The sequence below is a fragment of the Nocardia aurantia genome (genome assembly GCF_009604425.1).
GTDB classification, from domain to species: domain Bacteria; phylum Actinomycetota; class Actinomycetes; order Mycobacteriales; family Mycobacteriaceae; genus Nocardia; species Nocardia aurantia.
The window spans coordinates 43,443-67,736 of record NZ_WEGI01000012.1 but is presented as its reverse complement, the minus strand read 5'-3'; the positions used below and the strand labels follow the sequence as shown (position 1 = coordinate 67,736).

Genomic DNA, 24,294 nt, shown 5'->3' with positions numbered 1-24,294 from the left:
CGCGACACACCACCCGGCGACTCGGCAACGGGCCGTGGGTCTCCGTCACCGCGCGGACAGCAACCTGATGTCGCTGGACAGCTCGCCCGGCGGTACCGGCCTGGTCGGCTACAGCGACCCATTCGGCGGCCGGCCGAAGGCACCGCGGATCGGCCGCCGGGGTACGAGTCGCCCGGTCACCGAACCGGCCGGCAGCCCGTACGCCGAGAGCCGTGGTGCGCGACCTACTACTTGTCGTCCTCCGGACGGAAGGCCCGGGTGGCGTCGGCGGCGGGATCGGCGTTCTGCTCGCCGCCGAACGGCTTGACCGAACCGCTCTGGCCGGACTGCGCGCTCTGGCCGGCCTGCGCGGTCTGACCGGCCGACGAGCCCTGGCCGTAGCCCGCGCCGCCGTACGGCGAGGCCGACGGCAGCGAGCCGAAGTGCTGGGTCGCGGCCTCCTCGCCGGTGGCCGGCTGCTGCCGCTGCTGCGCCGCGGTGCCGAAACCGACGGTGGGCTGCTGGCCGTAGCCCTGCTGCTGACCGTACGCGGGCTGGCCGTACCCGGCGGGCTGCCCGTAGGGCTGCTGGCCGTACTGCTGCTGCCCGTACGGGGCCTGCTGGCCGTACTGCTGCTGACCCGGCTGTTGACCGCCGTAGGACGGCTGCTGGCCGTACTGGCCGTAGGGCGAGGCCTGGCCGGGCTGGCCCTGGCCGTACTGCGGCGCCGAACCGTACGACGGCGGCTGTTGCGGGTATCCGCCGCCCGGGCCGCCGAACCCGCCCTGCGGCGCGGCCGGCTTGGGCGCGGGGGCCGACACCACACCCGACTCGAGCAGCAGGGCGAAGACCGCCACGCCCGCCTGCACGAGCGACAGAATGATCAACGCCCAGGCCGCCCCGGCCAGGCTCAATCCGGGCTGCAGATCCAGCCCCTGGAACAGGACCGCCAGGAATCCGGCCACCGACCCGGCCGCAACCACGGCATGATTGCCGTTCTGCTTGGGCAGCAACGAGATTCCGGCCACCAGACCGGCGAAGAGCAGGATGACCACGGCGGCGAAGCCGCCCTGCTGGAACAGGTCCCGGTCGGTGGTCATGCTGCTGCGGGCGCTCGCGAGGTCGAAGGATTCGAACTTCAGGAAGCCGAGCAGGAAGTTGACGATGCCCAGCACGGTGACGCCGATGGTGAGGTAGAACGGCAGGCCCTTGACGCCGGTCGCGGCCGATCCCGCGGAGCCGCCGGCGGCCGATCCCGCTCCGCCCGGACCCGGCGCGGACGCGCCCGTGTGGATCGCTCCGGCGCCGGTCGGCTGCTGACCGTAGCCCTGCGCGGACGAGGGTCCCGGCGTCGGTCCGCTGTACCCAGATCCCCCGGTCGGGTATGACATGTCGTCGTCTCCTTGTCGAGTCCATCGTGGTCTGCGCGCTGAACGCGCTCTCGACGCTACTGCACGCAGACCTCCCGGTCACGGCCACCGAAGCGGCATGATCGGCCCGGAATGTCACACTCGCCGCGCTGACCTGCCGATTCACGATCTCTGAGAAGAGTGTGCGAACCAACTGGGAAGGCCGCCCCCGGCGATCGGAAGGCGGCCCTCGGGTGTGCGATCGGAGATCAGGCGCTGACGGCGGCCTTCTCCAGGATCTCGCGGGCCAGGGCGGCGGTCTCGGACGGCGTCTTACCGACCTTCACGCCCGCGGCCTCGAGGGCCTCCTTCTTGCCCTGCGCGGTGCCCGCGCCGCTGGAGACGATGGCGCCGGCGTGGCCCATGGTCTTGCCCTCGGGCGCGGTGAAGCCGGCGACGTAGCCGACGACCGGCTTGGTCACGTTGGCCTGGATGTAGGCCGCGGCACGCTCCTCGGCGTCGCCGCCGATCTCGCCGATCATGACGATGATCTTGGTCTCCGGATCCTTCTCGAACGCCTCGATGGCGTCGATGTGGGTGGTGCCGATGACCGGGTCGCCGCCGATGCCGATGGCGGTGGAGAAACCGAAGTCCCGCAGCTCGTACATCATCTGGTAGGTCAGGGTGCCGGACTTGGAGACCAGGCCGACCGGGCCCTTGCCGGTGATGTTGTTCGGGGTGATGCCGACCAGCGACTCGCCCGGGGTGATGATGCCGGGGCAGTTCGGGCCGATGATCCGGGTCTTCTGACCCTTCTCGACGTTGTAGGCCCACGCGTACGCGGAGTCCTGCACCGGGATGCCCTCGGTGATGACCACCAGCAGCGGGATCTCCGCGTCGATGGCCTCGATGATGGCGTCCTTGGAGAACGCCGGCGGCACGAACGCGATCGAGGTGTCGGCGCCGGTCTGCGCGATGGCCTCGGCGACGGACGCGAACACGGGCAGCTCGACGGTGTTGCCCTCGGCGTCCACATGCGACACGGTGGTGCCGGCCTTGCGGGCGTTGACGCCGCCGACGACGTTGGTGCCGGCCTTCAGCATCAGCGCGGTGTGCTTGGTGCCCTCGCCGCCGGTGATGCCCTGGACGATGACCTTGTTGTCCTTGTTCAGGAAGATGGACATGTTCTTCGCGTTCCTTACTTGGCCGCAGCCAGTTCGGCGGCCTTGTCGGCGCCTTCGTCCATGGTCTGCGCGATGGTCACCAGCGGGTGGTTGGCATCGGCGAGGATCTTGCGGCCGAGCTCGACGTTGTTGCCGTCGAGACGCACCACCAACGGCTTGGTCGCGTTGTCGCCCAGGATCTCCAGGGCCTTCACGATGCCGTTCGCGACGGCGTCACAGGAGGTGATACCGCCGAACACGTTCACGAACACGCTCTTGACCTGGGAGTCGCCCAGGATGACGTCGAGGCCGTTGGCCATCACGGTGGCCGAGGCGCCGCCACCGATGTCGAGGAAGTTGGCGGGCTTCACGCCGCCGTGGTTCTCGCCCGCGTAGGCGACGACGTCCAGCGTGGACATGACCAGACCGGCGCCGTTGCCGATGATGCCGACCTCACCGTCGAGCTTGACGTAGTTGAGGTCGTGCTCCTTGGCCTTGAGCTCCAGCGGGTCGGTCGCGTCGATGTCGGCGAACTCGAGGTGCTGCGGGTGGCGGAACTCGGCGTTCGCGTCCAGGGTCACCTTGCCGTCGAGGGCGAGGATCTCGTTGTCGGGGGTGCGCACCAGCGGGTTGACCTCGACCAGGGTGGCGTCCTCACCGACGAAGGTCTCCCACAACTTCTGGATGGTGACCGCGGCGGTGTCGAGGATGTCGGCCGGGAGGTGGCCCTGCTCGGCGATGGAACGCGCGAACGCCAGGTCCACACCCTTCACCGCGTCGACCGGGACCTTGGCGAGCATCTCGGGCTTCTGAACGGCGACCTCTTCGATCTCCATGCCGCCCTCGACCGAGCACATGGCCATGTAGGTCCGGTTGGAGCGGTCGAGCAGGAACGAGATGTAGTACTCGGCGGCGATGTCCTTGGCCTCGGCGACCAGGACCTTCTTGGTGATGTGGCCCTTGATGTCGAGGCCCAGGATGTTCTTCGCGTGCTCGTAGGCGTCGTCCGGGGTGGCGGCGTACTTCACGCCACCGGCCTTACCACGCCCACCGACCTTGACCTGCGACTTGATCATCACCGGCTTGCCGATTTCGGTCGCGATCGCACGGGCTTCCTCCGCCGAGTCGGTGACCCGGCCTTCCGACGAAGGCACTCCGTGCTTCACGAAGAGCTCCTTCGCCTGATATTCGAAGAGATCCATGTACTCACCGTCTCGTCTGCGTTGTTGTGACAACGACTTCTGTTGGCGGCCCGTCGTCGGAGGCGGGTCGGATCGGACTTTAATCAGCGACATGGATGGGAAATCAGCCACATACATGCTAAGTGGCGCAGGTCACGGGGCCATCGGCGGGAGGGAGTTTCCGCTGGCCATCGCTACCGGCGAGTAGGTCCGCTCAGACGCGGCTGGTAGAACTGGGGAAGTTCGACTCGGCCGATGTCTACTACGCCTGGTAGTGGAAGAGTTCGCGCGTGATGCCCCCCACACACAGTGATATTCCGGTTTGTTACCGTGATCAATCTCACATGCTTGAATGGAGGGGTCGTAGCGCTTGCCGCCCTGCAATCGTTTCGTTACCGTCGAAGCGATTGATGTCACAACGCGGTCACGACAAGGGTGTCGTACCGGGTCCGGGAGCGCTGTTCGATGCACCGCCGAGCCCGTAACACCACACCAGATTTTCGGACACGAGAGGACGGCAGGCTTGACGCAGTACCGCGTTCCGCAGGTAGCGAGCCGCCAGACAGCGAGCCGCGCAGCGGGCGAACCGTCCCCCTCGAACCACCCTCGATTCACAGGACTGCGCCGATGAGCTCCCGCCCCCTTCAGCCCGTCCATCGAGCACAGTCCGCCCGGCGTTATCGCGGTGACGGAGAATCCTTCGACAGCCACCCTTACTTCGGTGGCGCGGAATCCTTCGGTGGCGCCCCCGCGCAGTCCTACGGCGCCCCCGCCGCGGCCGACCGGAACGCCTGGTCCCCCGCCGAGAATCCCGCCGGCCCGGACTCCGGCAGCTGGAACGCCTGGGACACCTACGATCCCGCCGCCACCGGCCACGAGGACTACGAGTACGCGGCCGTCGATCAGCCCTTCGAACTCGACCGGCTCGATCCCGACCACCGCCCCGGCGACGGCCTCGGTGGCGGCCGCGCGAGCCGGCGCTCCGGCGCGCATCGCACCCCCGCCCCGCCCGCCTCGCTCAAGGGCCGGGCCGCCGTGGTGGCGGTCGCCGCCGGCGCGGTGGTCGCGGCCGGCCAGGCCGAGATGGCCTCCTCCGGTGGGCACCACACCTCCGCCGCCGACTACGAGGCGGGGGGCCAGCACCACGAGATCGCCGCGCAGGCGCTCAGCGTCACCGACGCCGGCGCCGCCGACGCGCAGTCCCCGCAGGTGCTCAACGCCGCGCCCGCCGCCGATGTCAGTCAGTTCCAGGACATCCTGCAGCACGGGCAGCAGTTCGCCGCCGACCTCGCCGCCATCGAAGACGCGAAGCTGCGGCCCCTCTACTCCAAGTTCGCCAACGGCACCTTCACCTCCGGTTTCGGAACCCGTTGGGGCGCCGAGCATCTCGGTGTCGACATCGCCGCACCGATCGGCACCCCGATCTACGCCGTCGAGGACGGCACCGTGATCGACGCCGGGCCCGCCTCCGGTTTCGGTATGTGGGTGCGGCTCAAGCACGACGACGGCACCGTCACGGTCTACGGCCACGTCGACACCGCGGTCGTCTCCGTCGGTCAGCGGGTCATGGCCGGCGATCAGATCGCCACCGTCGGCAACCGCGGCTTCTCCACCGGCCCGCACTGCCATTTCGAGGTGTGGCTCAACGGAAACGACAAGGTCGACCCGCTCCCCTGGCTGGCCTCGCGCGGTATCTCCCTGGGCGTCGAACGCGATTGAGCCCGCGGCCGCCCGTCTCGCGGCGGCCCGCGCCACCCCGCTCGTTCGTGTCTGTCGGTGCTCGCCGGTAGCGTGGATGGGCGATGGAAACGACGGTGGTTGATACGGATCAGCAGACACGCGACGCCCGGCGCGAGGACCGTGCCCGAGAGGCCCAGGAACGCGCCGACCGGCTACTGGAGGGGCTCAACCCGCAGCAGCGGTCCGCGGTCGTGCACACCGGCTCACCGCTGCTCATCGTGGCGGGCGCGGGTTCCGGCAAGACGGCCGTCCTGACCCGGCGCATCGCCTATCTGCTCGCCGCACGCGGCGTCACCCCCGGCCAGATCCTGGCCATCACCTTCACCAACAAGGCCGCCGCCGAGATGCGCGAGCGTGTCGCCGGGCTGATCGGCCCGCGCGCCGCGAGCATGTGGGTGTCGACGTTCCACTCCAGCTGCGTCCGCATCCTCCGCACCCAGTCCGCACTCCTGCCGGGCCTGAATTCCAACTTCTCCATCTACGACGCCGACGACTCCCGCCGGCTGCTCGCGATGATCGGCCGCGACCTCGATCTGGACGCCAAGAAGTACACGCCCCGGCTGCTGGCCACCGCCATCTCCAACCTCAAGAACGAACTCGTCGACCCGCCGCAGGCCGCCGCCGACGCCGAGTCCGACGAGAGCGAGCTGCCGCGCATCGTCGCCCGGGTCTACGGCGAGTACCAGCGCCGGCTGCGCGCGGCCAACGCCCTGGACTTCGACGATCTGATCGGCGAGACGGTCGCGCTGCTGCAGAACCATCCGCCGGTCGCCGAGTACTACCGCCGCCGCTTCCGGCACGTCCTGGTCGACGAGTACCAGGACACCAACCACGCCCAGTACGTGCTGGTCCGCGAACTCGTCGGTCATCACACCACCGATTCCGAGGTGGAGCCCAGCGAGCTGTGCGTGGTCGGCGACGCGGACCAGTCCATCTACGCCTTCCGCGGCGCCACCATCCGCAACATCGAGGAGTTCGAGCGCGACTTCCCCGATGCGGAAACCATTCTGCTGGAACAGAATTACCGCTCCACCCAGCACATCCTGTCCGCGGCCAACGCGCTCATCTCGCGCAACGAGGGCCGGCGCGACAAGCGGCTGTGGACCGATTCCGGTGACGGCGACCTGATCACCGGATACGTGGCCGACAACGAGCACGACGAGGCCGCGTTCGTGGCCCGCGAGATCGACCGGCTGGTCGACGGCGGCGACTACAACTACAACGAGGTGGCGGTCTTCTACCGCACCAACAACAACTCCCGGGCCCTGGAGGAGATCTTCATCCGGATGGGCCTGCCGTACAAGGTGGTCGGCGGCGTCCGCTTCTACGAGCGCAAGGAGGTGCGCGACATCGTCGCGTATCTGCGGGTGCTGGAGAATCCGGACGACGCGGTGAGCCTGCGGCGCATCCTCAACACCCCCCGCCGCGGCATCGGCGACCGGGCCGAGGCCTGCGTGGCCGTGCACGCCGAACAGCGCGACATCGGATTCGCGCAGGCGCTGCGGGAGGCCGCCGACGGCAAGGTCGCGCTGCTCAACACCCGCGCGCAGCGGGCCATCGCGGGCTTCGTGGACCTGCTCGACGAGATCCGCGCCGCGGGTGACGGCGACGATCTCGACTTCCCCGATGTGGGCAACGTGGTGGAGGCCGTCCTCGACCGCACCGGATATCGCGGCGAGTTGGAGGCGTCCGACGATCCGCAGGACGGCGCCCGCCTCGACAACCTGAACGAATTGGTCAGCGTGGCTCGCGAATTCAGTTCCGAGGCCCGCAACGACGTCGAGGCCGCCCGGGCCGAGGGCCTGGTGCCGGAGGCCGGCGAGGGCGAGCCGGATCCGGGCTCGCTGGCCGCCTTCCTGGAACGGGTCTCCCTGGTCGCGGACTCCGACCAGCTCCCCGACGAGGGCTCCGGCGTGGTCACGCTGATGACCCTGCACACCGCCAAGGGCCTGGAATTCCCGGTGGTGTTCGTGACCGGCTGGGAGGACGGTCAGTTCCCGCACATGCGGGCCCTGGGCGATCCGACCGAACTGGCCGAAGAACGTCGTCTGGCGTATGTGGGCCTCACCCGGGCGCGCCGGCGCCTGTATCTGACCCGGGCGGTGATCCGCTCGGGCTGGGGGCAGCCCGTGTCCAATCCGGAATCGCGCTTCCTCCAGGAGATTCCGCAGCACCTGATCGACTGGCAGCGGCTCGAGCCCGCGGCGTCCCCGGGCAGCCGCGGGTTCCGGCGCCGCGGCGAGGACGACGGCGGGGAACGGGACTGGACCCGCGGCGACAGCTGGTCCGCCGGCCCACGGCCCGGCGTCCGCGGCGAGGGCGAACGCCGTCCCGCCCCCTCGGCCGTGCCGAAGCGCAACAACGTTGGCCTGGTCCTGGCCGTCGGCGACCGGGTCAGCGACGACAAATACGGTCTGGGCCGGGTGGTCGCGGTCGAGGGACTCGGCCCGGTGGCGACGGTCACCATCGACTTCGGCAGCGCCGGCACCATCCGCCTCATCCCGCAGTACAGTCGCACTCTGGTGAAGTTGTGAGCGATCACTCGCGAAGTGTTTTGCATTGGTACGTACGCGTGGCAGACTGGCCACATGTCCAGCGCTCATCCAGATCCTGCTGTCCGGCCGGCCCTCGACGCATTCGGGTCGCCGTTCCTGCAGATGAGCGCGCACTGACGGGGGATAATACGAGACCTACCGGGTCAGTTTCACGGTGTAGGAACCGGTCGTAACGGGTGGCGTCCGCCTGCCGATCGAAGTTCTGACACGAGGAGAGAAAGTATGAGCACCTCTACCGAACCGCTGGAGCAACCGGCGACGGGGTCCGACTCGTCGCTGCCCACCAGCGAGGCGGACATCGACAAACTCCGCAAGGAGATCGACCGGCTCGATGCCGAGATCCTCGCCGCCGTCAAGCGGCGCACCGAGATCTCGCGATTGATCGGCCGCACCCGGATGGCCAACGGCGGCCCGCGTCTCGTGCACTCTCGCGAGATGAAGGTGCTGGAGCGCTTCAGCGAGTTGGGCCAGGAGGGCCACACGCTGGCCATGCTGCTGCTGCGACTGGGTCGCGGGCGACTCGGCCACTAGCACCGAACGATCAGCCGGAATCCCCCGGACATACGACCGCCCCGGGCACGCGAGCCACGGGGCGGTCGTATGTCCGGCGCCGGCCCCGATTACGGCAGGGCGATGTACTTGGTGGACAGATACTCGTCGATGCCCTCGTAGCCGCCCTCGCGGCCGAAGCCCGACTCCTTCACCCCGCCGAAGGGCGCGGCCGGATCGGAGATGACGCCGCGGTTGACGCCTACCATGCCGCTTTCCAGCCCCTCCGCGACCCGCAGGGCGCGGTTCAGGTCCCGGGTGTACACGTAGGCGACCAGACCGTATTCGGTGTCGTTGGCGGCGGCCAGGCCCTCCTCCTCGGTGTCGAAACCGACGATCGGGGCGACCGGGCCGAACACCTCCTCGCGCAGGATGCGGGCGCCGGCGGGCACCTCGGTGAGGATCGTGGCCGGATAGTAGTAACCGGCGCCACCCGGCGCCTTACCGCCGAGCGCGACGGTCGCACCCTGTGCGGTGGCGTCGTCGACCAGCTCGCTGACGGTGTCCAGCTGCTCCTGGTTGATCAGCGGGCCGAGCGTGGTCTCGGGATCGGCGCCCGGGCCCAGCTTGACCGCCTGCATCGCCGTCACCAGCTTCTCGGTGAATTCGGCGCGGACCGCGTTGTGCACGTGGAACCGGTTCGCGGCGGTGCACGCCTCGCCGCCGTTGCGCAGTTTCGCCAGCATGGCGCCGGCCACCGCCGCGTCCACGTCGGCGTCATCGAACACCACGAACGGCGCGTTGCCGCCGAGTTCCATCGAGGTGCGCAGCAGATTGTGCGCGGACTTCTCGACCAGCATCTTCCCGACCGGGGTCGAGCCGGTGAAGGTGAGCTTGCGCAGCCGCGAATCCCGCACCAGCGCGTCGGTGATCGCGCCGGACCGCTTCGAGGTGACCACCGACAGCACGCCCGCCGGCAGCCCGGCCTCGCTGCACAGCCGGGCCAGCAGCAACATGGTCAGCGGGGTCGCCGAGGCGGGTTTCACGATCATGGTGCAGCCGGCCGCGAGCGCTGGCCCGATCTTGCGAGTGCCCATCGCCAGCGGGAAGTTCCACGGGGTGATCGCCAGGCACGGCCCGACCGGCTGCTTGTGGACCACGATGCGGCCCGTGCCGGACGGCGCGGACTGGTACCGGCCGTGGACGCGCACGGCCTCCTCGCTGAACCAGCGGAAGAATTCGGCGCCGTAGCGCACCTCGTTGCGGCTCTCCGGCAGCGCCTTGCCCATCTCCAGGGTCATCAGCAGGGCGAAGTCCTCGGTACGGGCGACGATCGCCTCGTAGACGGCCCGCAGGATCTCGGCGCGCTCACGGGCCGGGGTGGCGGCCCATTCGGCCTGGACCGCCGCCGCCGCGTCGAGGGCGCGCACCGCGTCCTCCGGCGTGGCGTCCGCCACGTGGGTGATCGGCTCGCCGGTGGCGGGGTTCTCCACGGCGAAGGTGGCGCCGCCGGTGGCATCCACCGGCCCGCCGATCCAGAGTTGCGTGGGTACGGAATCGAGGAGTTCGCGTTCGGACACCATGATTTCAGCCTATGCCGCCGACCCCCGCCCGGTGTCCGAGTAGTACCCATTGCGCGCAATGCCCCATGTCGAAACGGCAGGGCGGCATGTCGTCCCGGCATCGGCCCCGGCCACGGCCCGCGAGCTCGCCGGTTACCGGCCGGTCCGGCCGGGCGGGTCCCTGCGCGCCGGGCCCGGCGCCGGTAGGGTCGGGACTTGTGAGCAGCGACATCACCGCCACGGCGGCCTGGCAGAAACTTCGCGATCACCACGCCGCCCTCGCCGATCGGCACCTGCGGGAGTTCTTCGCCGCCGATCCGGAACGCGGCCGCGAGCTGACCGTCTCGGTCGCGGACCTGCGCATCGACTACAGCAAGCATCGCGTCACGCGTGAAACCCTGGATCTGCTGGTCGAATTGGCCGAGGCGGCCGGAGTGACCGCACGGCGCGACGAGATGTTCGCCGGGGCCCACATCAACACCTCCGAGGACCGCGCGGTCGGCCATGTCGCGCTGCGGCTCCCGGCGGGCGAGTCCATGACCATCGACGGCGCCGACGCGGGCGCCGAGGTGCACGAAGTCCTGCGCCGGATGGGCGAATTCACCGATTCGGTGCGCTCCGGCGAGTGGCGCGGCGCGACCGGTGCGCGGATCACCACGGTGGTGAACATCGGGATCGGCGGGTCGGATCTGGGCCCCGTGATGGTCCATCAGGCGTTGCGGCACTACGCCGACGCGGGTATCGACGCCCGCTTCGTGTCGAACATCGACCCGGCCGATCTGACCGCGAAACTCGCCGGCCTCGACCCGGCCGCGACACTGTTCGTCATCTCCTCCAAGACCTTCTCGACGCTGGAGACGCTGACCAACGCCACCGCCGCCCGGCGCTGGATCGTCGCCGCGCTCGGCGAGGACGCGGTGGCGAAGCATTTCGTCGCGGTGTCCACCAATGCCGAGCGGGTGGCCGCCTTCGGTATCGACACCGCCAACATGTTCGGCTTCTGGGACTGGGTCGGCGGCCGTTACTCGGTCGATTCGGCGATCGGCCTGTCGGTGATGGCGGTCGTCGGCAAGGAGCGGTTCGCCGAGTTCCTCGCCGGAATGCACGCCGTGGACCGGCATTTCGCCACCGCGCCGCTGCACGGGAACGCACCCGTGCTGCTCGCCCTGCTCGGCGTCTGGTACTCGAACTTCTTCGGCGCGCAGTCCCGCGCGGTGCTGCCGTATTCGAACGATCTGGCGCGCTTCCCGGCCTATCTGCAGCAGTTGACGATGGAGTCGAACGGCAAATCCGTTCGCGCGGACGGCAGTCCGGTCACCACCAGCACCGGTGAGATCTTCTGGGGCGAGCCCGGCACCAACGGCCAGCACGCCTTCTATCAGCTGCTGCACCAGGGCACCCGGTTGATCCCCGCCGATTTCCTCGGATTCGCCCGTCCCACCGACGATCTGCCCACCCGCGATGGCACCGGCAGCATGCACGACATCCTGATGAGCAACCTGTTCGCGCAGACCAAGGTGCTGGCCTTCGGCAAGACCGCCGAGGAGATCGCCGCCGAGGGCACCGCCCCGGAACTGGTGCCGCACAAGGTGATGCCCGGCAACCGCCCCACCACGACGATCCTCGCGCCGCAGCTGACCCCGTCGGTGGTCGGGCAGCTGATCGCCCTGTACGAGCACCAGGTGTTCGTGGAGGGTGCGATCTGGGGCATCGACAGCTTCGACCAGTGGGGCGTGGAGCTGGGCAAGCAACAGGCCCTGGCGCTGGAGCCGCTGCTCACCTCACCGGAAGAGCCCGCCTCCCAAGGCGATTCGTCGACCGACGCCCTGATCCACTGGTACCGCGACAACCGCTGACCGTCGACGGAGCGCAGCCTAACCGAGCAGATCGGTGAACGCTTCGTCCAGAGTCGGATACCGGAATCGGAAGCCGGTGTGCGGCAACACTTCCGAGGTGGCGTGGCGGCCGGTGAGCCCGAGCATCGGGTCGGTGCGCAAAAAGATCGCGCCGACCCGCAGCAGTGGCGCCGGTGTCGGCGGGGCCGGAGGCCGATGCAGATGCCGCCGGAGCGCGGCCATCAACTCCCGGTTGCGCACGGGAAAGTCCGTGGCGGCCACCAGAACTCCGTCCGGCAGCCGGATCCCGGGATCGAGCCCGAGCGCGGCACGCACCAGCGCCAGCCAGTCCGTGACGTGGATCCAGCTGAACCACTGATCCCCCGGGCCCACCCGGCCACCGAGCCCGGCCCGGGTCAGCCCGGCCAACCGGCGCAGCGCGGGCGACTCCGGATCGAGCACGATCGAAGTGCGCAGGATCGTCCGGTGCGCGGCGTTCGCCCCTTCGAAGGCCGCCTCCCACGGCTGCGCGACCCCGGTCATCTGAGGCAGGCCGACCGGCAACGGGGTCGATTCCGTGCACCGGACCTCCCCCATGTCCGACCAGATCGCGGTGGTGCTCGCCTGTATCCAGTAATCGATCGGCCGCTCCAGGCGCGCCGCGGCCGCGACCAACGCGGACGTGGAATCGACTCGGCTGCTGCGCAATTCGTCGATATTACGCACGGTGGGCGGGCAATCCACCAGTTTCCCGGCCAGATTGATCACCGCCGTCCGGCCCGGCCCGCGCAGCACCTCGGCCCAGTCGCCGACACTGCGACCGTCCCAGCACACTTGGAAGAACGGCAGTTCCGGATGCGCCCGCCGGGTCAGGATGGTCACCCGATGCCCACGGCAGGTCAGATCCGCCGCGATCCGGCGGCCCAGAGCCCCGGTGCCACCGGCGATCACGACGTTCAGCGGATCACCGGCAGCCGTTTGCGCCACCGGTCGCAACTCGATACCGGCCAGCCGGGCCAGCCGGACGAACCCCAGCGCGGTCCCGCGCACCAGCCGATCGCCGATGATCCGCCGGAACATCGGCGCCGAGGCTCCCTCGAGCGTGACCGCCTGCGTCACCTCGGTACCGCCGTCGCGGGCGGCCAACGTCCACGAAATGCGCAGTGTCCCAGCTGGTTCGGGTTGTTCGATCACCAGTTCCCGGGCGGGCTCGTACGAGGTGATCACGAACGGCTTCGCGAGCCGCTCGTGGACAATCGCCGAAACCCGCCCGGCCGGAACATAGTCGCCGGTGACACCCACCGCGGGGGGTGCGTGCAGGTCGACCGAGGCCACCACCGGATTCCACTCCGGCCATCGCGTGAGATCCCCGAGGACCCGCCACAATCGCTCCGCCGGAAGTGCCATGAACTGCGTGTACGACGTCGTACCTGCCATGATTCAGACGCTAGACCTCCACGCCGGACAACAGGTACGTGTCGCTGCTCACCGGGCCGGCCGCACCGCCCCGAGCAGCGCGCACGATGCCGGTGAGCAGTGCCACACCGGCATCGTGCCGACGACGAACGCCAGCCGATGCCGATCGCGGCCGCAGCCGATCCCGTCCATGTCCGCGAACGCCGAACCGTCGCACCGGAATGCGTCAGCGCACCAGAGCATTGAGCATCGGGTACACCTCTGTCACACCCAGGCCCCCGGCCACGACCGGATCACCGTCGCGCAGTGCCAGGGCATCCGCGTGGGCGCCGACCTCCACCACCGCCAGTCCCCATACCCCGGCGGGATCTCCCACCGGCCCGTAGACGACCGCCACGCCGTCCTTCAAGCGCTTCTGCCAATACGCGAAATGCTCGTTCATGACCGAGGATTCGGCGTCGCTGAGATCGGCCGGGAAATCCGGCCGATGCGGAACGAACTTCAACACGAAGTAGGCCATGCGCCACGCTAACCCACGCGACCTTGTGCCGAGCCGCACCACGACCACCCGGGTAGACGAGATTCAGCACACCGACCGGCAGGCGACCCGGCTCGCACATCACGACCAACCGGGGCCCACCGACGATCTCCAGACCGATTGCACCCCGCGACGAGTCACCGTCGGATGTCGGCCCCGGCCGAGGTTCGTGATGGCGTCGGTGCCGACCGGCAGTGATATCGACGGCGACCCCCAGTCGCTGCCGAGTCGGCTGTTCGGCGCCATCGCGGCAGCTGATCGACCGTTTCGCACCGCCGATCCGAGACCACAACCGGCCGGGCCGGTGCTCGACGACTCCCGTGCCGGATGGCAGCTGCGGGCATCACACCACCCGAACCGGCCTCAGATATGGGCCCGATCGAGGATCGTGGTGGTGTCGGTGCCGGCCGGGAGGGTGCCGAAGGCGATGCCCCAGTCGCCGCCGAGTCGGCTGGCGCAGAAGGCATCCGCGATCGCGGCGTGGCCGTGGCGGACCAGTTGCGCGCCCTGGAGTACCAGGGCCATGAGCTCCACGACCCGGCGGGCCCGGAACTCGATGTCGCCGAGGTCGGTGAGCTCCTTGCCGATCCGGTCGATCGCGTCGTCGAGATGGCGGTTGCCACCGCGGGCGCGGGACACCTCATCGAAGTAGGCCTCCACGCTCTCGGGCTGACGGGCCATGGCGCGCAAGGCATCCAGGGCGGCCACGTTGCCGGAGCCCTCCCAGATCGACATCAGTGGCGATTCCCGGAACAGTCGCGGCATGCCCGAATCCTCGACATAACCGTTGCCGCCCAAGCATTCCAGGGCCTCGGCGGCGTGCACGGGGGCCCGTTTGCAGACCCAGTACTTGGTGATCGCCAGCGCGATCCGGCGCAGCGCCGCCTCGGCCGGATCGTGCGCGGCCCGGTCGGTGGCGCCGGCCAGGCGCATCATCGCGACAGTCGCGGCCTCCGATTCGACGACCAGATCGGCGATCACGTTGCGCATCGCGGGTTGGTCGATCAGATTGGCGCCGAACGCCTTCCGGTGCCGGGCATGGTGGGCGGCATGCCGCACCGCGACCCGCATGCCGGTGGCCGACCCGATCACACAGTCGAGCCTGGTCATGTTCACCATCTCGATGATGGTCTTCACACCCGCGCCCTCGTGGCCGACCAGCCAGCCGACGGCGTCCTCGTACTCGATCTCCGAGGAGGCGTTGGACTTGTTGCCCAGCTTGTCCTTGAGCCGTTGCAGCCGAAGGGCATTGCGGGTGCCGTCGGGCAGCACTCGCGGCAGCAGGAAGCAGGACAGGCCGCCGGGGGCCTGGGCCAGGGTCAGGAACAGGTCCGACATCGGCGCCGAGGTGAACCACTTGTGGCCGACGATCCGGTAGGTGCCGTCGGATTGTGGTGTGGCGGTGGTGGTGTTGGCGCGCACATCGGAGCCGCCCTGCTTCTCCGTCATCGACATACCGGCGATCAGGCCGGTTTTCGACGTCGGCTCGCGGAGGCCGAAATCGTAACTGCGCGAACCCAGCAGCGGTTCGTACCGCGCGGACAGCTCCCGGTTGTGCCGCAGCGCGGGGACCACCGCGTAGGTCATCGAGATCGGGCACATGTGACCGGCGTCGGCGATCCCCCACGTGTAGAACTTGGCGGCGCGCGCGGTGTGCGCGCCCGCCCGCTCGTCCAGCCACGGTGAACCGTGCAGCCCGTGGCCGACGGCGACCTCCATCAGCCGATGCCAGTACGGGTGGAACTCCACCTCGTCGATGCGGTTGCCGTACCGGTCGTGCGTGTGCAGCACCGGCGGGTACGCGTTGGCGAGCCGGCCCCAGTCCTGGACCTCGGCGCTGCCTGCCAGCACGCCCAGCTCCCGGACCTCGGCCTCGGCCCAGCCCGCGCCCTCGCGGTGCAGCGCGGCCAGCAGCGCCGGATTGTCCGAGTAGTCGAACGGGACGATCGGCGGAACCTGATTGAACACTTCGTGAGTCGGCACCCTTGCCTCCTATCGGTCGTGCCCGGGCCGCGCGCGCCCCGGAGCGATTCGCTCGTACTCGCCGGATCCCGTCGCGCCGACCGCGCGCAGGGCGAAAGCGACCATCTCGGCCACGACCCGGTCGGCGCCCGCCGAGTCCGGATCGTCGTCGGATCGTTGCGACAGCGGGCCGACCATCACCTCGGCGATGGCGCCGACCAGCGCCGCCGCGCTGATCCACGGGTCCTGACCGGCGATGTCGCCGTCGGCCATCCCGGCGCGGATGGCCGCCTCGAAGCTCTGCGCGAACACCTGGCGGTAGTGCAGCCGCTGCGCGTCGACCGCGGCATCGACCGGCTCGGCGAGCATCGCGTAGGCCAGCCGCGGATTCTTCAGCGCGCGGCCGGCGAAGGTCTCGACCCCGGCGATCAGCCGCTCCACCGCGGCCCCCTCGGCGGTGACCACGGACACCACCGCCACCTCCCGCTCGACCACCTGCCGGAACACCGCGCCCACCAGGTCGGACTTGCCCGCGAAGTGGCCGTAGACGGTGCCGGTGGCCACCCCGGCCTCCGCCGCGACCGCGGCCATCGACAGCCCGGCGTAGCCGGACCGGGCGAGCACCGACACCGCCGCACGCACGATCTGCTGCTGCTGCGCGTCGAGACGAGCCTGCACGGCGGGGGTCCGGCGATATGCCATACAAGTAGTGAACATCAATTCATTTCTTGACGCAAGGCCCGGAACACGACGTATGGTCGATCCGGAAGGCCCGGGCAGTGGCCGCGGGCGCCGAACCGGCAAAGGGGACGTGCGTGAGCGATCAGAGGCCGGAAGCGGCCGCGGAGCGTCGGCACGAATTCCCGGCCGCCCCCGGCCGGGCCCGCGACCGCGAGCCGCACGACCCCGCCACGACCGGATCCACCCACCCATCCGATGAACCCGGCACCGCCGACGACCAGGCGGCGACGCCACCCGGCCCTACCGACACCGATCCGGCGGCGGCGCGACCCAGCTCCGCCGGCACCGGCCCGGCGGCGGCGCGACCCGGCCTTACCAATACCGGCCCAGCGGCGGCGCGACCCGGCCCTACCGATGCCGATCCGGCGGCGGCGCGACCCGGCCCTACCGGTGCCGATCCGGCGGCGGTACGGCCCGGCCCTACCGGTGCCGATCCGGCGGCGGTACGGCCCGGCTCTACCGGCACCGGCCCAGCGGCGGTACGGCCCGGCCCTACCAGTGCCGGCCCGGCGGCGGCACGACTCGGCCCTACCGATGCCGATCCGGCGGTGGCCCGGCCCAGCTCCGCCGGCACCGGCCCGGCGGCGGCGCGACCTGGCTCCGCGGACGCCGAGACCCCCAGTGTGCGCATCGAACGCAACGGCCCAGTGTTCACGGTCGTCCTCGATCGTCCGCAAGCGCGCAACGCCGTCGACGGACCGACTGCCCGGGCGCTGGCCGACGCCTTCCGGGAATTCGACGCCGACCCGGACGCCGCGGTCGCGGTGCTGTGGGGAGCCGGTGGCACTTTCTGCGCCGGCGCCGACCTGAAGGCGATAGGCACCGAACAGTCCAACCGGGTGGCCGAGGACGGTGACGGCCCGATGGGCCCGACCCGGATGCGGCTGTCCAAACCGGTCATCGCCGCCGTCTCCGGTTACGCGGTGGCCGGCGGCCTGGAGTTGGCGCTCTGGTGCGATCTGCGAGTCGCCGAGCAGGACAGCACCTTCGGCGTGTTCTGCCGCCGCTGGGGTGTTCCGCTGATCGACGGCGGCACCGTCCGGCTGCCCCGCATCGTCGGCGAGGGCCGCGCGATGGACATGATCCTCACCGGCCGGGCGGTCGGCGCCACCGAGGCATTGCAGATGGGCCTGGTGAACCGCGTGGTACCCGACGGCGAATCCCGAAGCGCCGCAGAGGATCTCGCCGCCGATCTGGCCACCCTGCCACAGACCTGCATGCGCTCGGACCGCCTGTCCGCCCTGGAAGCGGTCGGCAAGGACGAGCCGGCCGCGATCCGGAACGAACTACGCCACGGCATCTCGGCACTGGCGGACGCCGAAGGCGCCCTCGCCGGCGCCCGCCGCTTCGCCGCCGGCGCCGGACGCGGCGGACGCCCCGCCTGATCCGATCGGGCACGAAGACCACATCCCTTGCCACCGCTCGCTCGGCGCCGCTCGAGCGAGCGAGCGGCTCGCTCGGCGCCGCTCGAGCACGGCAGCTCCCGACCACGCGCACACCGCCCCGCACGATCCGATGGAATCCGGTTGCCACCTTCGGAACGACGTACGCCGCGGAAATCGGTGCGGCCGCAGGTTCGCCGGAAAGTGATCTGCATAGCTCGGCATTCGGCCCACATCGCTTCGGCCCCGGCCCCGGCGCCGGGCGGGGCGGCCGCCGGGTCTGATCGGAATCGGGCACTATGACCTCGTGCCCGCCATCGCTCGGCTCCACACAACGCGGCTTCACGTGACCGCGCGGCTGGTTCCCGCGCGCTCGCGTCGGCTTGCACAGCGTTCCCCACGACTCGGCACGGTTGCCGACTGCGGAATTCAGGTATACGCCCGGATGCCCGGGGCAGCGCGGCTGCGTCGCCGGCTCCGAGCCGGACCACCGAACCGCATTCCGGCGATCGACCCGAGCCGGATTCCGACGAGGCCGAACCGCGCACTCGGCGAACATCGCTGGGCCGGATGCCGTTGTCCCGCAACAGACGGACTGGGCGGCGCGGATGAGTGAGCGAGGTCGGGTGGATCGGCTCGGTGTGGTCGACGAGATCTTCCTCCGCACGCATCGGGGCATGGGCACACCGATTGTGCTGCAAGGGGTGTGGCGGACCGATGATCCGGTGGAACCCGAACTCCTCGAGCGGGTGTACGAGGCCTTGCGCCGAGGTCCACTGGGACGGCGCGTGATTCGCGCCCGGGTGCCCGGCGCGCGACGGCGGTGGCAACCGACCGTGGCCGCACACCCACTGACTGTCGCACCTACGCCCGTCTCCGCGAGCACACTGCTCGACTGGGCGAATACCCAAGGAGCCGACCTGGATCCGGAATACGGTCCGGGCTGGCGACTGGCGGCGACACCGGTCGACGACGGCGGCACCGCCGTCTCCTTGACCTGTTCACACGTCCTGGCCGACGGCCGCGGACTCATTTACGCGATCGACGCGGCCATAACCGAATCCACCGCCGGTCCAGCCGCGGACGCATCCCTCCCTGCCGCGACCTCCAGCGCATCCCGCCGTCCGGTTACCGACGGTGCATCCACGCCGGCCTTCGCCCCAGGCACATCCGACCCGATCGCCATGGCCAGCGAATCCGGTCCTGCCGCAACTACGATCGCATCCACCTCGCCGGTAACCACAACCACACCCGAACCGGACGCCGCCCCAGCCACTCCCAACCCTGCCGCCCCCACAACCGCACCCGAACCGGACGGAGCCCCAGCCACTCCCAGCTTTGCCGCTCCCACAACCGCACCCGAACCGGACGAAGCCCCAGCCACTCCCAGCTTTGCCGCTCCCACAACCGCACCCGAACCGGACGAAGCCCCAGCCACTCCCAGCCCCGCCACCCCCTCAGGCGCATCCGAACCGGCCACGACCACGGGCGCACAGCCCGAGGACTACCGGAAACTCGAAGTCGCTGCCGGGCAGTCCGATTGGGCGGATGCGCGACGCCAGTGGTCGATCGTGCTGGGGGGCACGATCGCGGCGCTGCGCCGGGGCATCCCTTCCGCCCCGGCCGCGCCCGACGTACGAACGTCCACAGCGCTGGTCGCTACAAACGACGCGGTCGTGACGGTCCCGGCCGCCGAATGGGACCGTGTCACCGCCGAATCCGGCGGCACGGCGAACAGCCTGTTCGTCCATGTCGTCGCGAAGATGTTGTGGTACAGCGGTTTCCCCGAGCCGACGATCACCGCGAGCGTCCCGGTCGATACCCGTGACGAGCCCCGAGTGGACAACGATCTGTCGGTCACCGAGGTGGCGATCACCCGCGCCGACACCCCTGCCACGGTGCGGGCGAAATGCCGTGCCGCCTACGAGCGCCGGATGACCGGGCCCGGCGGCCTGCCCGAGGAGATCCTGCAGGTGGTCCCGGATCGACTGGCGTACCGCCTGTCCCGTGGCGCGGGCGAACGCGACATCCTCTGCTCCAATCTCGGCGTACTTCCCGACTCGCTGCGATGGCTGGGCCAGCACCGGTGCCGGGGTGTGGCCGCCCGGGCGATCCATCCGGGCCTGCGACCCGAAACCCTGCCCCGCACAAGGCTGTCGGCCTACCTGTCCCGCCTGGGCGACACCTACACACTCGCCCTCGTCGCGCTCGACCCGGCGTTGTTTCCGTCCCGTTCCGGGCCGGCGGCCGGTGCCCGCGCCACACTCTCGGGTCTGGGCCTCACCGCCACCGAATGGTGACGACCGTGCCCGCGTTGCGGCAAGCCGCGTCACCATCCGATGACGGAATCGGTTGCACGACAGGACAGTGCACGAATCCGCGGCGGCGCCCGGTCCGGCCGTAGGCCCGACCTGGCCGAGAACTCCTGCGGGACAACCTGCCCCATCCGATAGCCGGTCAGGCGACCGGCGCCCGCGCCGGCACCCGGACCAGCACGTGGTCCGGGGTCTCGATCCCGGCGGCCAGATCGGCGGACGGGATCGGCGGCTCCCACACCTGCCGCAGCGGCAGCACGCCCGCCCACGCCGGTCCGTCCAGGTCGTCGGCGTCGTCGCCGGGACCGCCGGAACGAGCCTTCACCGACGCCTCGGTGAGATCGAGGGACAGGACCAGCGTCGCGGCGAGTTCCTTGCGGCTCGGCGGGCGGACGGTGTCCCAGGCGCCGGGGGCGGCGTGTTCGACGACGGTGCGCAGGGCGTGCAGCCGCTCGTCCGGGTCGGTGACCTCGACCGGCCGGCCGTGGATCACCGCCGACCGGTAGTTCATCGAGAAGTGCATGGCCGACCGCGCGTACACCAGCCCGTCGACCACTGTGACCGCCACCGACACGTCGCCGGTCATCGCCGCGCGCAGATTTCCGGCGCCGGTGGACCCGTGCAGGTAGAGGGTGTCGCCCGAGCGGCCGAAGATGGTGGGGAGGACCACCGGCGCGCCGTGCAGGACCACTCCGAGGTGGCAGAGGAGCGCGGCATCGAGGACCGCGTCCAGGGCGGCGCGATCGGTGGCGGAGCGGTCACGATAGCGCGTGACGGTGCTGCGCGGGGTCGGCGAGAGCGGAGGACGGGACACAGGTGACTCGGTCATATGTCCACAATGTGTGGTCCAATGGGACTGCAAAAGAGCCAATTCTCAGCAAATACGAAGGTCCACTTCCATGAGCGATCCCTGGGACGACGTGCCGATCACGCTCGACCGTAGCGCGAACACCCCGCTGTCGGTACAGATCGCCGACGGAGTGCGGTCCGCCGCCGCCATCGGGCGGCTGCGCGCCGGTGACCGCTTGATGTCCTCCCGGACCCTGGCGACCAGGCTCGGCGTCAGTCGCACGGTGGTGACCGCGGCCTACGACCAGTTGCATGCCGAGGGCTGGCTGACCAGCCGCCGCGGTTCCGGCACCTTCCTCACCTCCGCACCCGCGGCGACCGTCGAGCAACCATCGGAGGCGGACGAGGTCACGCTCGCGGATCTGCTCGACCTCGGCCCGGGCGCGCCGTGCGTGGAGGTCATCGACCGGGCCGCGTGGCGCCGCGCCTGGTGGTCCGCGGGTCATCGCAGTCCGGTGGTGCGCAAGGATCGCGCGGGCGATCCGGAGTACCGGGCCGCGGTCGCCGAACATCTGCTGCGGCATCGCGGGCTGTCGGCGGGCAGCAACACCGTGGTACTCGCCACCGCGGGCAGCAGTGCGGCGGTCGGCGAACTGGCGGCCGTGGGGCTGCGGCCCGGTGACCGGGTCGCCGTGGAGGATCCCGGTTATCAGCGGGCCGTGGGCGCCCTGCGGGCCGCGGGGGCCCGGGTCCTGCCGATCCCGGTGGACGGCGACGGGCTCCGCGTCGATCTGCTGCCGCCGGACATCAAAGCCGTGTATTGCACTCCGGCCCATCAATTTCCGCTGGGCAGCCGGATGCCGGCCCAGCGCCGCACCGAGCTGATCGAGTTCGCCCGCCGGCACGGCGCCCTGGTCATCGAGGACGACTACGACGGCGAGTTGCGCTACGACAGCGAGCCGCTGCCGCTGCTGGCCACCCTGGCCCCCGACGTGGTGGTCCACTTGGGCACCACCTCCAAGATCCTCTCGCCGGTCCTGGGCGCGGGCTGGCTCGTCGCGCCCCCCGACATCGCGAAATCGGTGCTCTCCCATCGCGAATCCACCGGCACCGGACCGGCGCCGGCCGGTCAGCAGGTGGTGGTCGAACTGGCCCACAACGGCGACCTGGCCCGGCACCTGCGGCGACTACGCCGCGCGATGCCCGACCGCCGGGCCCTGGTGGTCGGCGAACTGCGCCTGCACGGCCTGGAGGTGGTGGGCGACGACGCCGGCTCGCACGTCGTGGTGCCGCTGCCCTCGACCGCCGACGAACAGCGGGTGACCGCGGCCGCCCATCGGCGCGGCGTCCACCTCGACGGCCTGGCCCGGCACCATTCCGGGCCGCAGCAGCACTTCGGGATCGCGCTGGGTTACGCGGCGCTGCCGCGCGAGGAACTGGCGGTCGCGGTGCGGATCGCGGTGGAGTGCCTGACGGCACGGTAGGCGCGCCGGGATCCGTGGACACCACGGTCGTAGCATGGTCCGCATGACCGAACAGGACGTACTCGCGCGGATTCAGGATCTGGTGGCCCAGGAGCACGCGCTCCGGACCAAGGCCGGGTCCGGGCAGCTCGATCCGGAGCAGGAGCGGGCCCGCCTCGCGGAGCTCGAGGTCGCGCTGGATCAGTGCTGGGACCTGCTGCGTCAGCGCCGCGCCCGGCTCGACCAGGGCACGGACCCGGACGAGGCCCAGGCCAACTCCGCCAAGCAGGTCGAGGGATACCTGCAGTAACAGTTACCATCGGGGGATGGTGGCTACCGAAGTCCGCACCGCCGGCGGCGTGGTCCGCGGTGTCGCGGGCCGCCGCGTGTTGCGCTGGCGGTCCATTCCCTACGCGGCTCCGCCGATCGGCGAATTGCGTTTGCGCGCACCACAACCGGTGCAGCCCTGGTCCGGCGTGCGGGACGCCGCCGAATTCGGCAGTGTCGCACCGCAACACTGGGTCGGCGCGCGGATCGGCCCGCGGCAGGTACTGCCCATCGGCGAGGACTGCCTGACGCTGAACATCAGCGCGCCGCCGAACCCGTCACCCACCCCGCGGCCGGTGCTGGTGTTCATTCACGGCGGCGGGTACACCTTCGGAACCGGTTCGCTCCGACTGTATTCCGGTGCCCGGCTGGCACTGCGCGGCGACGTGATCGTGGTCTCGATCAACTACCGGCTCGGCGCCCTCGGCTATCTCGATTTCACCGAGTTCTCCACCGCCGCACGGCCCTTCGACTCCAACCTAGGGTTGCGCGATCAGGTCGCGGCGCTGGAATGGGTGCAGCGCAACATCGAAGCGTTCGGCGGCGATCCGGGCAACGTCACCGTCTTCGGCGAATCGGCCGGCGCGCACGCGGTGGTGACCCTGCTGGCGACCCCGGCCGCGGCGGGCCTGTTCCATCGGGCCATCGCGCAGAGCGCCCCCGCGGACTGGATCCTGAACACCGTGGAGTCCCGCACATTCGCCCGCCGGGTCCTCGAAAAGCTCGATGTCGCACCGGAAGACGCGGCATCGGCACTGACGTCGGTGGGCACCGACCAGTTGCGGCACGCGATGGAACGCGTTCTCGGCAAGGTGTTGCGGCATCAACCGGGCAGCTTCCCGATCGCGCCGGTCGTCGACGGCGATTTCCTGCCCCGGCCGCCGCTGGTGGCCATCGACGACGGCGACGCGCACGCGGTGCCGCTGATCATCGGCACCAACCGCGACGAGGCGACGCTGTTCAAGCGGTTCGATCCGTCGCTGCCGACCACCCCCGAACAACTGCGGCAGGCCCTCGCCCGCTGTGGCGACGACAACGAGAACCGGATCGTCGCCGCCTACCCGGGCTATCCGAAGGCGAAGGTCGCGGTCCGGATGGGCGGCGATTTCACGTTCTGGCGGCCCTCGATCGCGGTGGCCCAGGGCCACAGCCGGTACGCGCCGACCTACATGTACCGGATGGACTACGCGCCACCGGCGGCTCGCCTGGCCGGCCTGAACGCCACCCACGCGCTGGAATTGATCCCGGTGTTCGGGGCCGTGGACAGCGCGGTGGGCCGCAGCTTCTGCGCCACCGGCGGCTACCGGCGCTGGCTCTCGGTACAGAACGAGTTCCAGCAGAACTGGCTGTCGTTCGCCCGCACCGGCGCACCGCTACCGAACTGGCCGCAGTACACCGAGCAGCGCCGCGCCACGCGGATCATCGACGCCCCCGCCCGGGTCGAGGTGGATCCGGAGACCGCCCGGCGGATCGCCTGGGAGGGCATCCGCGTCCCCGCGATGAGCTGA

At 70.3% G+C, this 24,294-nt stretch carries 18 protein-coding genes; 9 read left to right on the top strand and 9 right to left on the bottom strand.

Going from position 1 to position 24,294, the window contains the following annotated elements; genetic code table 11:
• Positions 1-227: 227 nt before the first annotated feature.
• The 3 genes from NRB56_RS26580 to sucC form a co-directional block, all read right to left on the bottom strand.
• On the bottom strand, positions 228-1,370 hold the full coding sequence (locus NRB56_RS26580) for a DUF5336 domain-containing protein (protein WP_153346904.1): 1,143 nt from the start codon (positions 1,368-1,370) through the stop codon (positions 228-230).
• A 227-nt stretch (positions 1,371-1,597) separates the two neighbouring features.
• Positions 1,598-2,512: a succinate--CoA ligase subunit alpha gene (gene sucD, locus NRB56_RS26575; protein WP_153346902.1), complete on the bottom strand. Its 915-nt coding sequence runs from the start codon at positions 2,510-2,512 to the stop codon at positions 1,598-1,600.
• A 14-nt stretch (positions 2,513-2,526) separates the two neighbouring features.
• Positions 2,527-3,693 (bottom strand): ADP-forming succinate--CoA ligase subunit beta, encoded by a 1,167-nt coding sequence (gene sucC, locus NRB56_RS26570; protein WP_153346900.1) that lies wholly within the window; start codon positions 3,691-3,693, stop codon positions 2,527-2,529.
• Between the two features lie 606 nt (positions 3,694-4,299).
• Here sucC and NRB56_RS26565 point away from each other — a divergent pair.
• From NRB56_RS26565 to NRB56_RS26555, 3 genes are all read left to right on the top strand, one after another.
• Positions 4,300-5,391 (top strand): M23 family metallopeptidase, encoded by a 1,092-nt coding sequence (locus NRB56_RS26565; RefSeq protein ID WP_153346898.1) that lies wholly within the window; start codon positions 4,300-4,302, stop codon positions 5,389-5,391.
• Positions 5,392-5,474: 83 nt separating this feature from the next.
• A complete protein-coding gene (gene pcrA, locus NRB56_RS26560; RefSeq protein ID WP_153346896.1) occupies positions 5,475-7,946 on the top strand; it encodes a DNA helicase PcrA in 2,472 nt (823 codons plus the stop codon).
• Between the two features lie 243 nt (positions 7,947-8,189).
• Positions 8,190-8,498: a chorismate mutase gene (locus tag NRB56_RS26555; RefSeq protein ID WP_153346894.1), complete on the top strand. Its 309-nt coding sequence runs from the start codon at positions 8,190-8,192 to the stop codon at positions 8,496-8,498.
• Between the two features lie 89 nt (positions 8,499-8,587).
• On the opposite strand, the gene NRB56_RS26550 is transcribed toward NRB56_RS26555, so the two are convergent.
• Entirely contained in the window at positions 8,588-10,039 is a 1,452-nt protein-coding gene (locus tag NRB56_RS26550; RefSeq protein ID WP_153346892.1) for an NAD-dependent succinate-semialdehyde dehydrogenase, read from the bottom strand.
• A gap of 197 nt (positions 10,040-10,236) precedes the next feature.
• Here NRB56_RS26550 and pgi point away from each other — a divergent pair, with 197 nt between their 5' ends.
• Complete coding sequence (pgi, locus tag NRB56_RS26545) at positions 10,237-11,874, top strand: glucose-6-phosphate isomerase (protein ID WP_319943563.1); 1,638 nt, start codon at positions 10,237-10,239, stop codon at positions 11,872-11,874.
• A gap of 18 nt (positions 11,875-11,892) precedes the next feature.
• Here pgi and NRB56_RS26540 read toward each other — a convergent pair whose 3' ends face one another.
• The 4 genes from NRB56_RS26540 to NRB56_RS26525 all read right to left on the bottom strand — a co-directional run bounded on the left by NRB56_RS26540 (position 11,893) and on the right by NRB56_RS26525 (position 16,471).
• Positions 11,893-13,290: a DUF1731 domain-containing protein gene (locus tag NRB56_RS26540; protein WP_153346890.1), complete on the bottom strand. Its 1,398-nt coding sequence runs from the start codon at positions 13,288-13,290 to the stop codon at positions 11,893-11,895.
• Positions 13,291-13,495: 205 nt separating this feature from the next.
• On the bottom strand, positions 13,496-13,789 hold the full coding sequence (locus tag NRB56_RS26535; RefSeq protein ID WP_153346888.1) for a YciI family protein: 294 nt from the start codon (positions 13,787-13,789) through the stop codon (positions 13,496-13,498).
• 381 nt (positions 13,790-14,170) lie between these two features.
• Positions 14,171-15,790: an acyl-CoA dehydrogenase family protein gene (locus NRB56_RS26530; RefSeq protein WP_319943562.1), complete on the bottom strand. Its 1,620-nt coding sequence runs from the start codon at positions 15,788-15,790 to the stop codon at positions 14,171-14,173.
• A gap of 9 nt (positions 15,791-15,799) precedes the next feature.
• Positions 15,800-16,471, bottom strand: a complete 672-nt coding sequence (locus NRB56_RS26525) for a TetR/AcrR family transcriptional regulator (protein WP_153346886.1) — start codon at positions 16,469-16,471, stop codon at positions 15,800-15,802.
• Positions 16,472-17,133: 662 nt separating this feature from the next.
• On the opposite strand from NRB56_RS26525, the gene NRB56_RS26520 reads away from it, so the two are divergent.
• Both NRB56_RS26520 and NRB56_RS26515 read left to right on the top strand, forming a co-directional pair.
• Positions 17,134-17,895, top strand: coding sequence for a crotonase/enoyl-CoA hydratase family protein (locus NRB56_RS26520; protein ID WP_319943647.1), 762 nt, complete (start codon positions 17,134-17,136; stop codon positions 17,893-17,895).
• A gap of 1,568 nt (positions 17,896-19,463) precedes the next feature.
• The gene (locus NRB56_RS26515) at positions 19,464-20,192 is read left to right on the top strand and encodes a hypothetical protein (protein ID WP_194291001.1); all 729 of its coding nucleotides are present in this window, start codon (positions 19,464-19,466) and stop codon (positions 20,190-20,192) included.
• A 157-nt stretch (positions 20,193-20,349) separates the two neighbouring features.
• Here NRB56_RS26515 and NRB56_RS26510 read toward each other — a convergent pair whose 3' ends face one another.
• Positions 20,350-21,036 carry a pyridoxamine 5'-phosphate oxidase family protein gene (locus tag NRB56_RS26510; RefSeq protein ID WP_153346884.1) on the bottom strand — a complete coding sequence of 229 codons (687 nt, stop codon included), beginning with the start codon at positions 21,034-21,036 and terminating at the stop codon, positions 20,350-20,352.
• Positions 21,037-21,106: 70 nt separating this feature from the next.
• On the opposite strand from NRB56_RS26510, the gene pdxR reads away from it, so the two are divergent.
• The 3 genes from pdxR to NRB56_RS26495 are packed head-to-tail and all read left to right on the top strand — an operon-like array spanning position 21,107 to position 24,294.
• Complete coding sequence (gene pdxR, locus NRB56_RS26505) at positions 21,107-22,480, top strand: MocR-like pyridoxine biosynthesis transcription factor PdxR (RefSeq protein WP_153346881.1); 1,374 nt, start codon at positions 21,107-21,109, stop codon at positions 22,478-22,480.
• A gap of 43 nt (positions 22,481-22,523) precedes the next feature.
• Positions 22,524-22,769 carry a DUF2630 family protein gene (locus tag NRB56_RS26500; RefSeq protein WP_153346879.1) on the top strand — a complete coding sequence of 82 codons (246 nt, stop codon included), beginning with the start codon at positions 22,524-22,526 and terminating at the stop codon, positions 22,767-22,769.
• A gap of 16 nt (positions 22,770-22,785) precedes the next feature.
• A complete protein-coding gene (locus NRB56_RS26495; protein WP_153346877.1) occupies positions 22,786-24,294 on the top strand; it encodes a carboxylesterase/lipase family protein in 1,509 nt (502 codons plus the stop codon).

Excerpts from the sequence above, each read along its gene's own strand:
- NRB56_RS26500 (WP_153346879.1), top strand. The coding sequence starts at position 22,524 with ATGACCGAACAGGACGTACTCGCGCGGATTCAGGATCTGGTGGCCCAG.
- sucD (WP_153346902.1), bottom strand. The coding sequence starts at position 2,512 with ATGTCCATCTTCCTGAACAAGGACAACAAGGTCATCGTCCAGGGCATC.
- NRB56_RS26535 (WP_153346888.1), bottom strand. The coding sequence starts at position 13,789 with ATGGCCTACTTCGTGTTGAAGTTCGTTCCGCATCGGCCGGATTTCCCG.
- NRB56_RS26550 (WP_153346892.1), bottom strand. The coding sequence starts at position 10,039 with ATGGTGTCCGAACGCGAACTCCTCGATTCCGTACCCACGCAACTCTGG.
- NRB56_RS26510 (WP_153346884.1), bottom strand. The coding sequence starts at position 21,036 with ATGACCGAGTCACCTGTGTCCCGTCCTCCGCTCTCGCCGACCCCGCGC.
- pcrA (WP_153346896.1), top strand. The coding sequence starts at position 5,475 with ATGGAAACGACGGTGGTTGATACGGATCAGCAGACACGCGACGCCCGG.
- NRB56_RS26495 (WP_153346877.1), top strand. The coding sequence starts at position 22,786 with ATGGTGGCTACCGAAGTCCGCACCGCCGGCGGCGTGGTCCGCGGTGTC.
- NRB56_RS26565 (WP_153346898.1), top strand. The coding sequence starts at position 4,300 with ATGAGCTCCCGCCCCCTTCAGCCCGTCCATCGAGCACAGTCCGCCCGG.
- sucC (WP_153346900.1), bottom strand. The coding sequence starts at position 3,693 with ATGGATCTCTTCGAATATCAGGCGAAGGAGCTCTTCGTGAAGCACGGA.
- NRB56_RS26580 (WP_153346904.1), bottom strand. The coding sequence starts at position 1,370 with ATGTCATACCCGACCGGGGGATCTGGGTACAGCGGACCGACGCCGGGA.
- NRB56_RS26525 (WP_153346886.1), bottom strand. The coding sequence starts at position 16,471 with ATGGCATATCGCCGGACCCCCGCCGTGCAGGCTCGTCTCGACGCGCAG.
- NRB56_RS26555 (WP_153346894.1), top strand. The coding sequence starts at position 8,190 with ATGAGCACCTCTACCGAACCGCTGGAGCAACCGGCGACGGGGTCCGAC.
- NRB56_RS26540 (WP_153346890.1), bottom strand. The coding sequence starts at position 13,290 with ATGGCAGGTACGACGTCGTACACGCAGTTCATGGCACTTCCGGCGGAG.
- pdxR (WP_153346881.1), top strand. The coding sequence starts at position 21,107 with ATGAGCGATCCCTGGGACGACGTGCCGATCACGCTCGACCGTAGCGCG.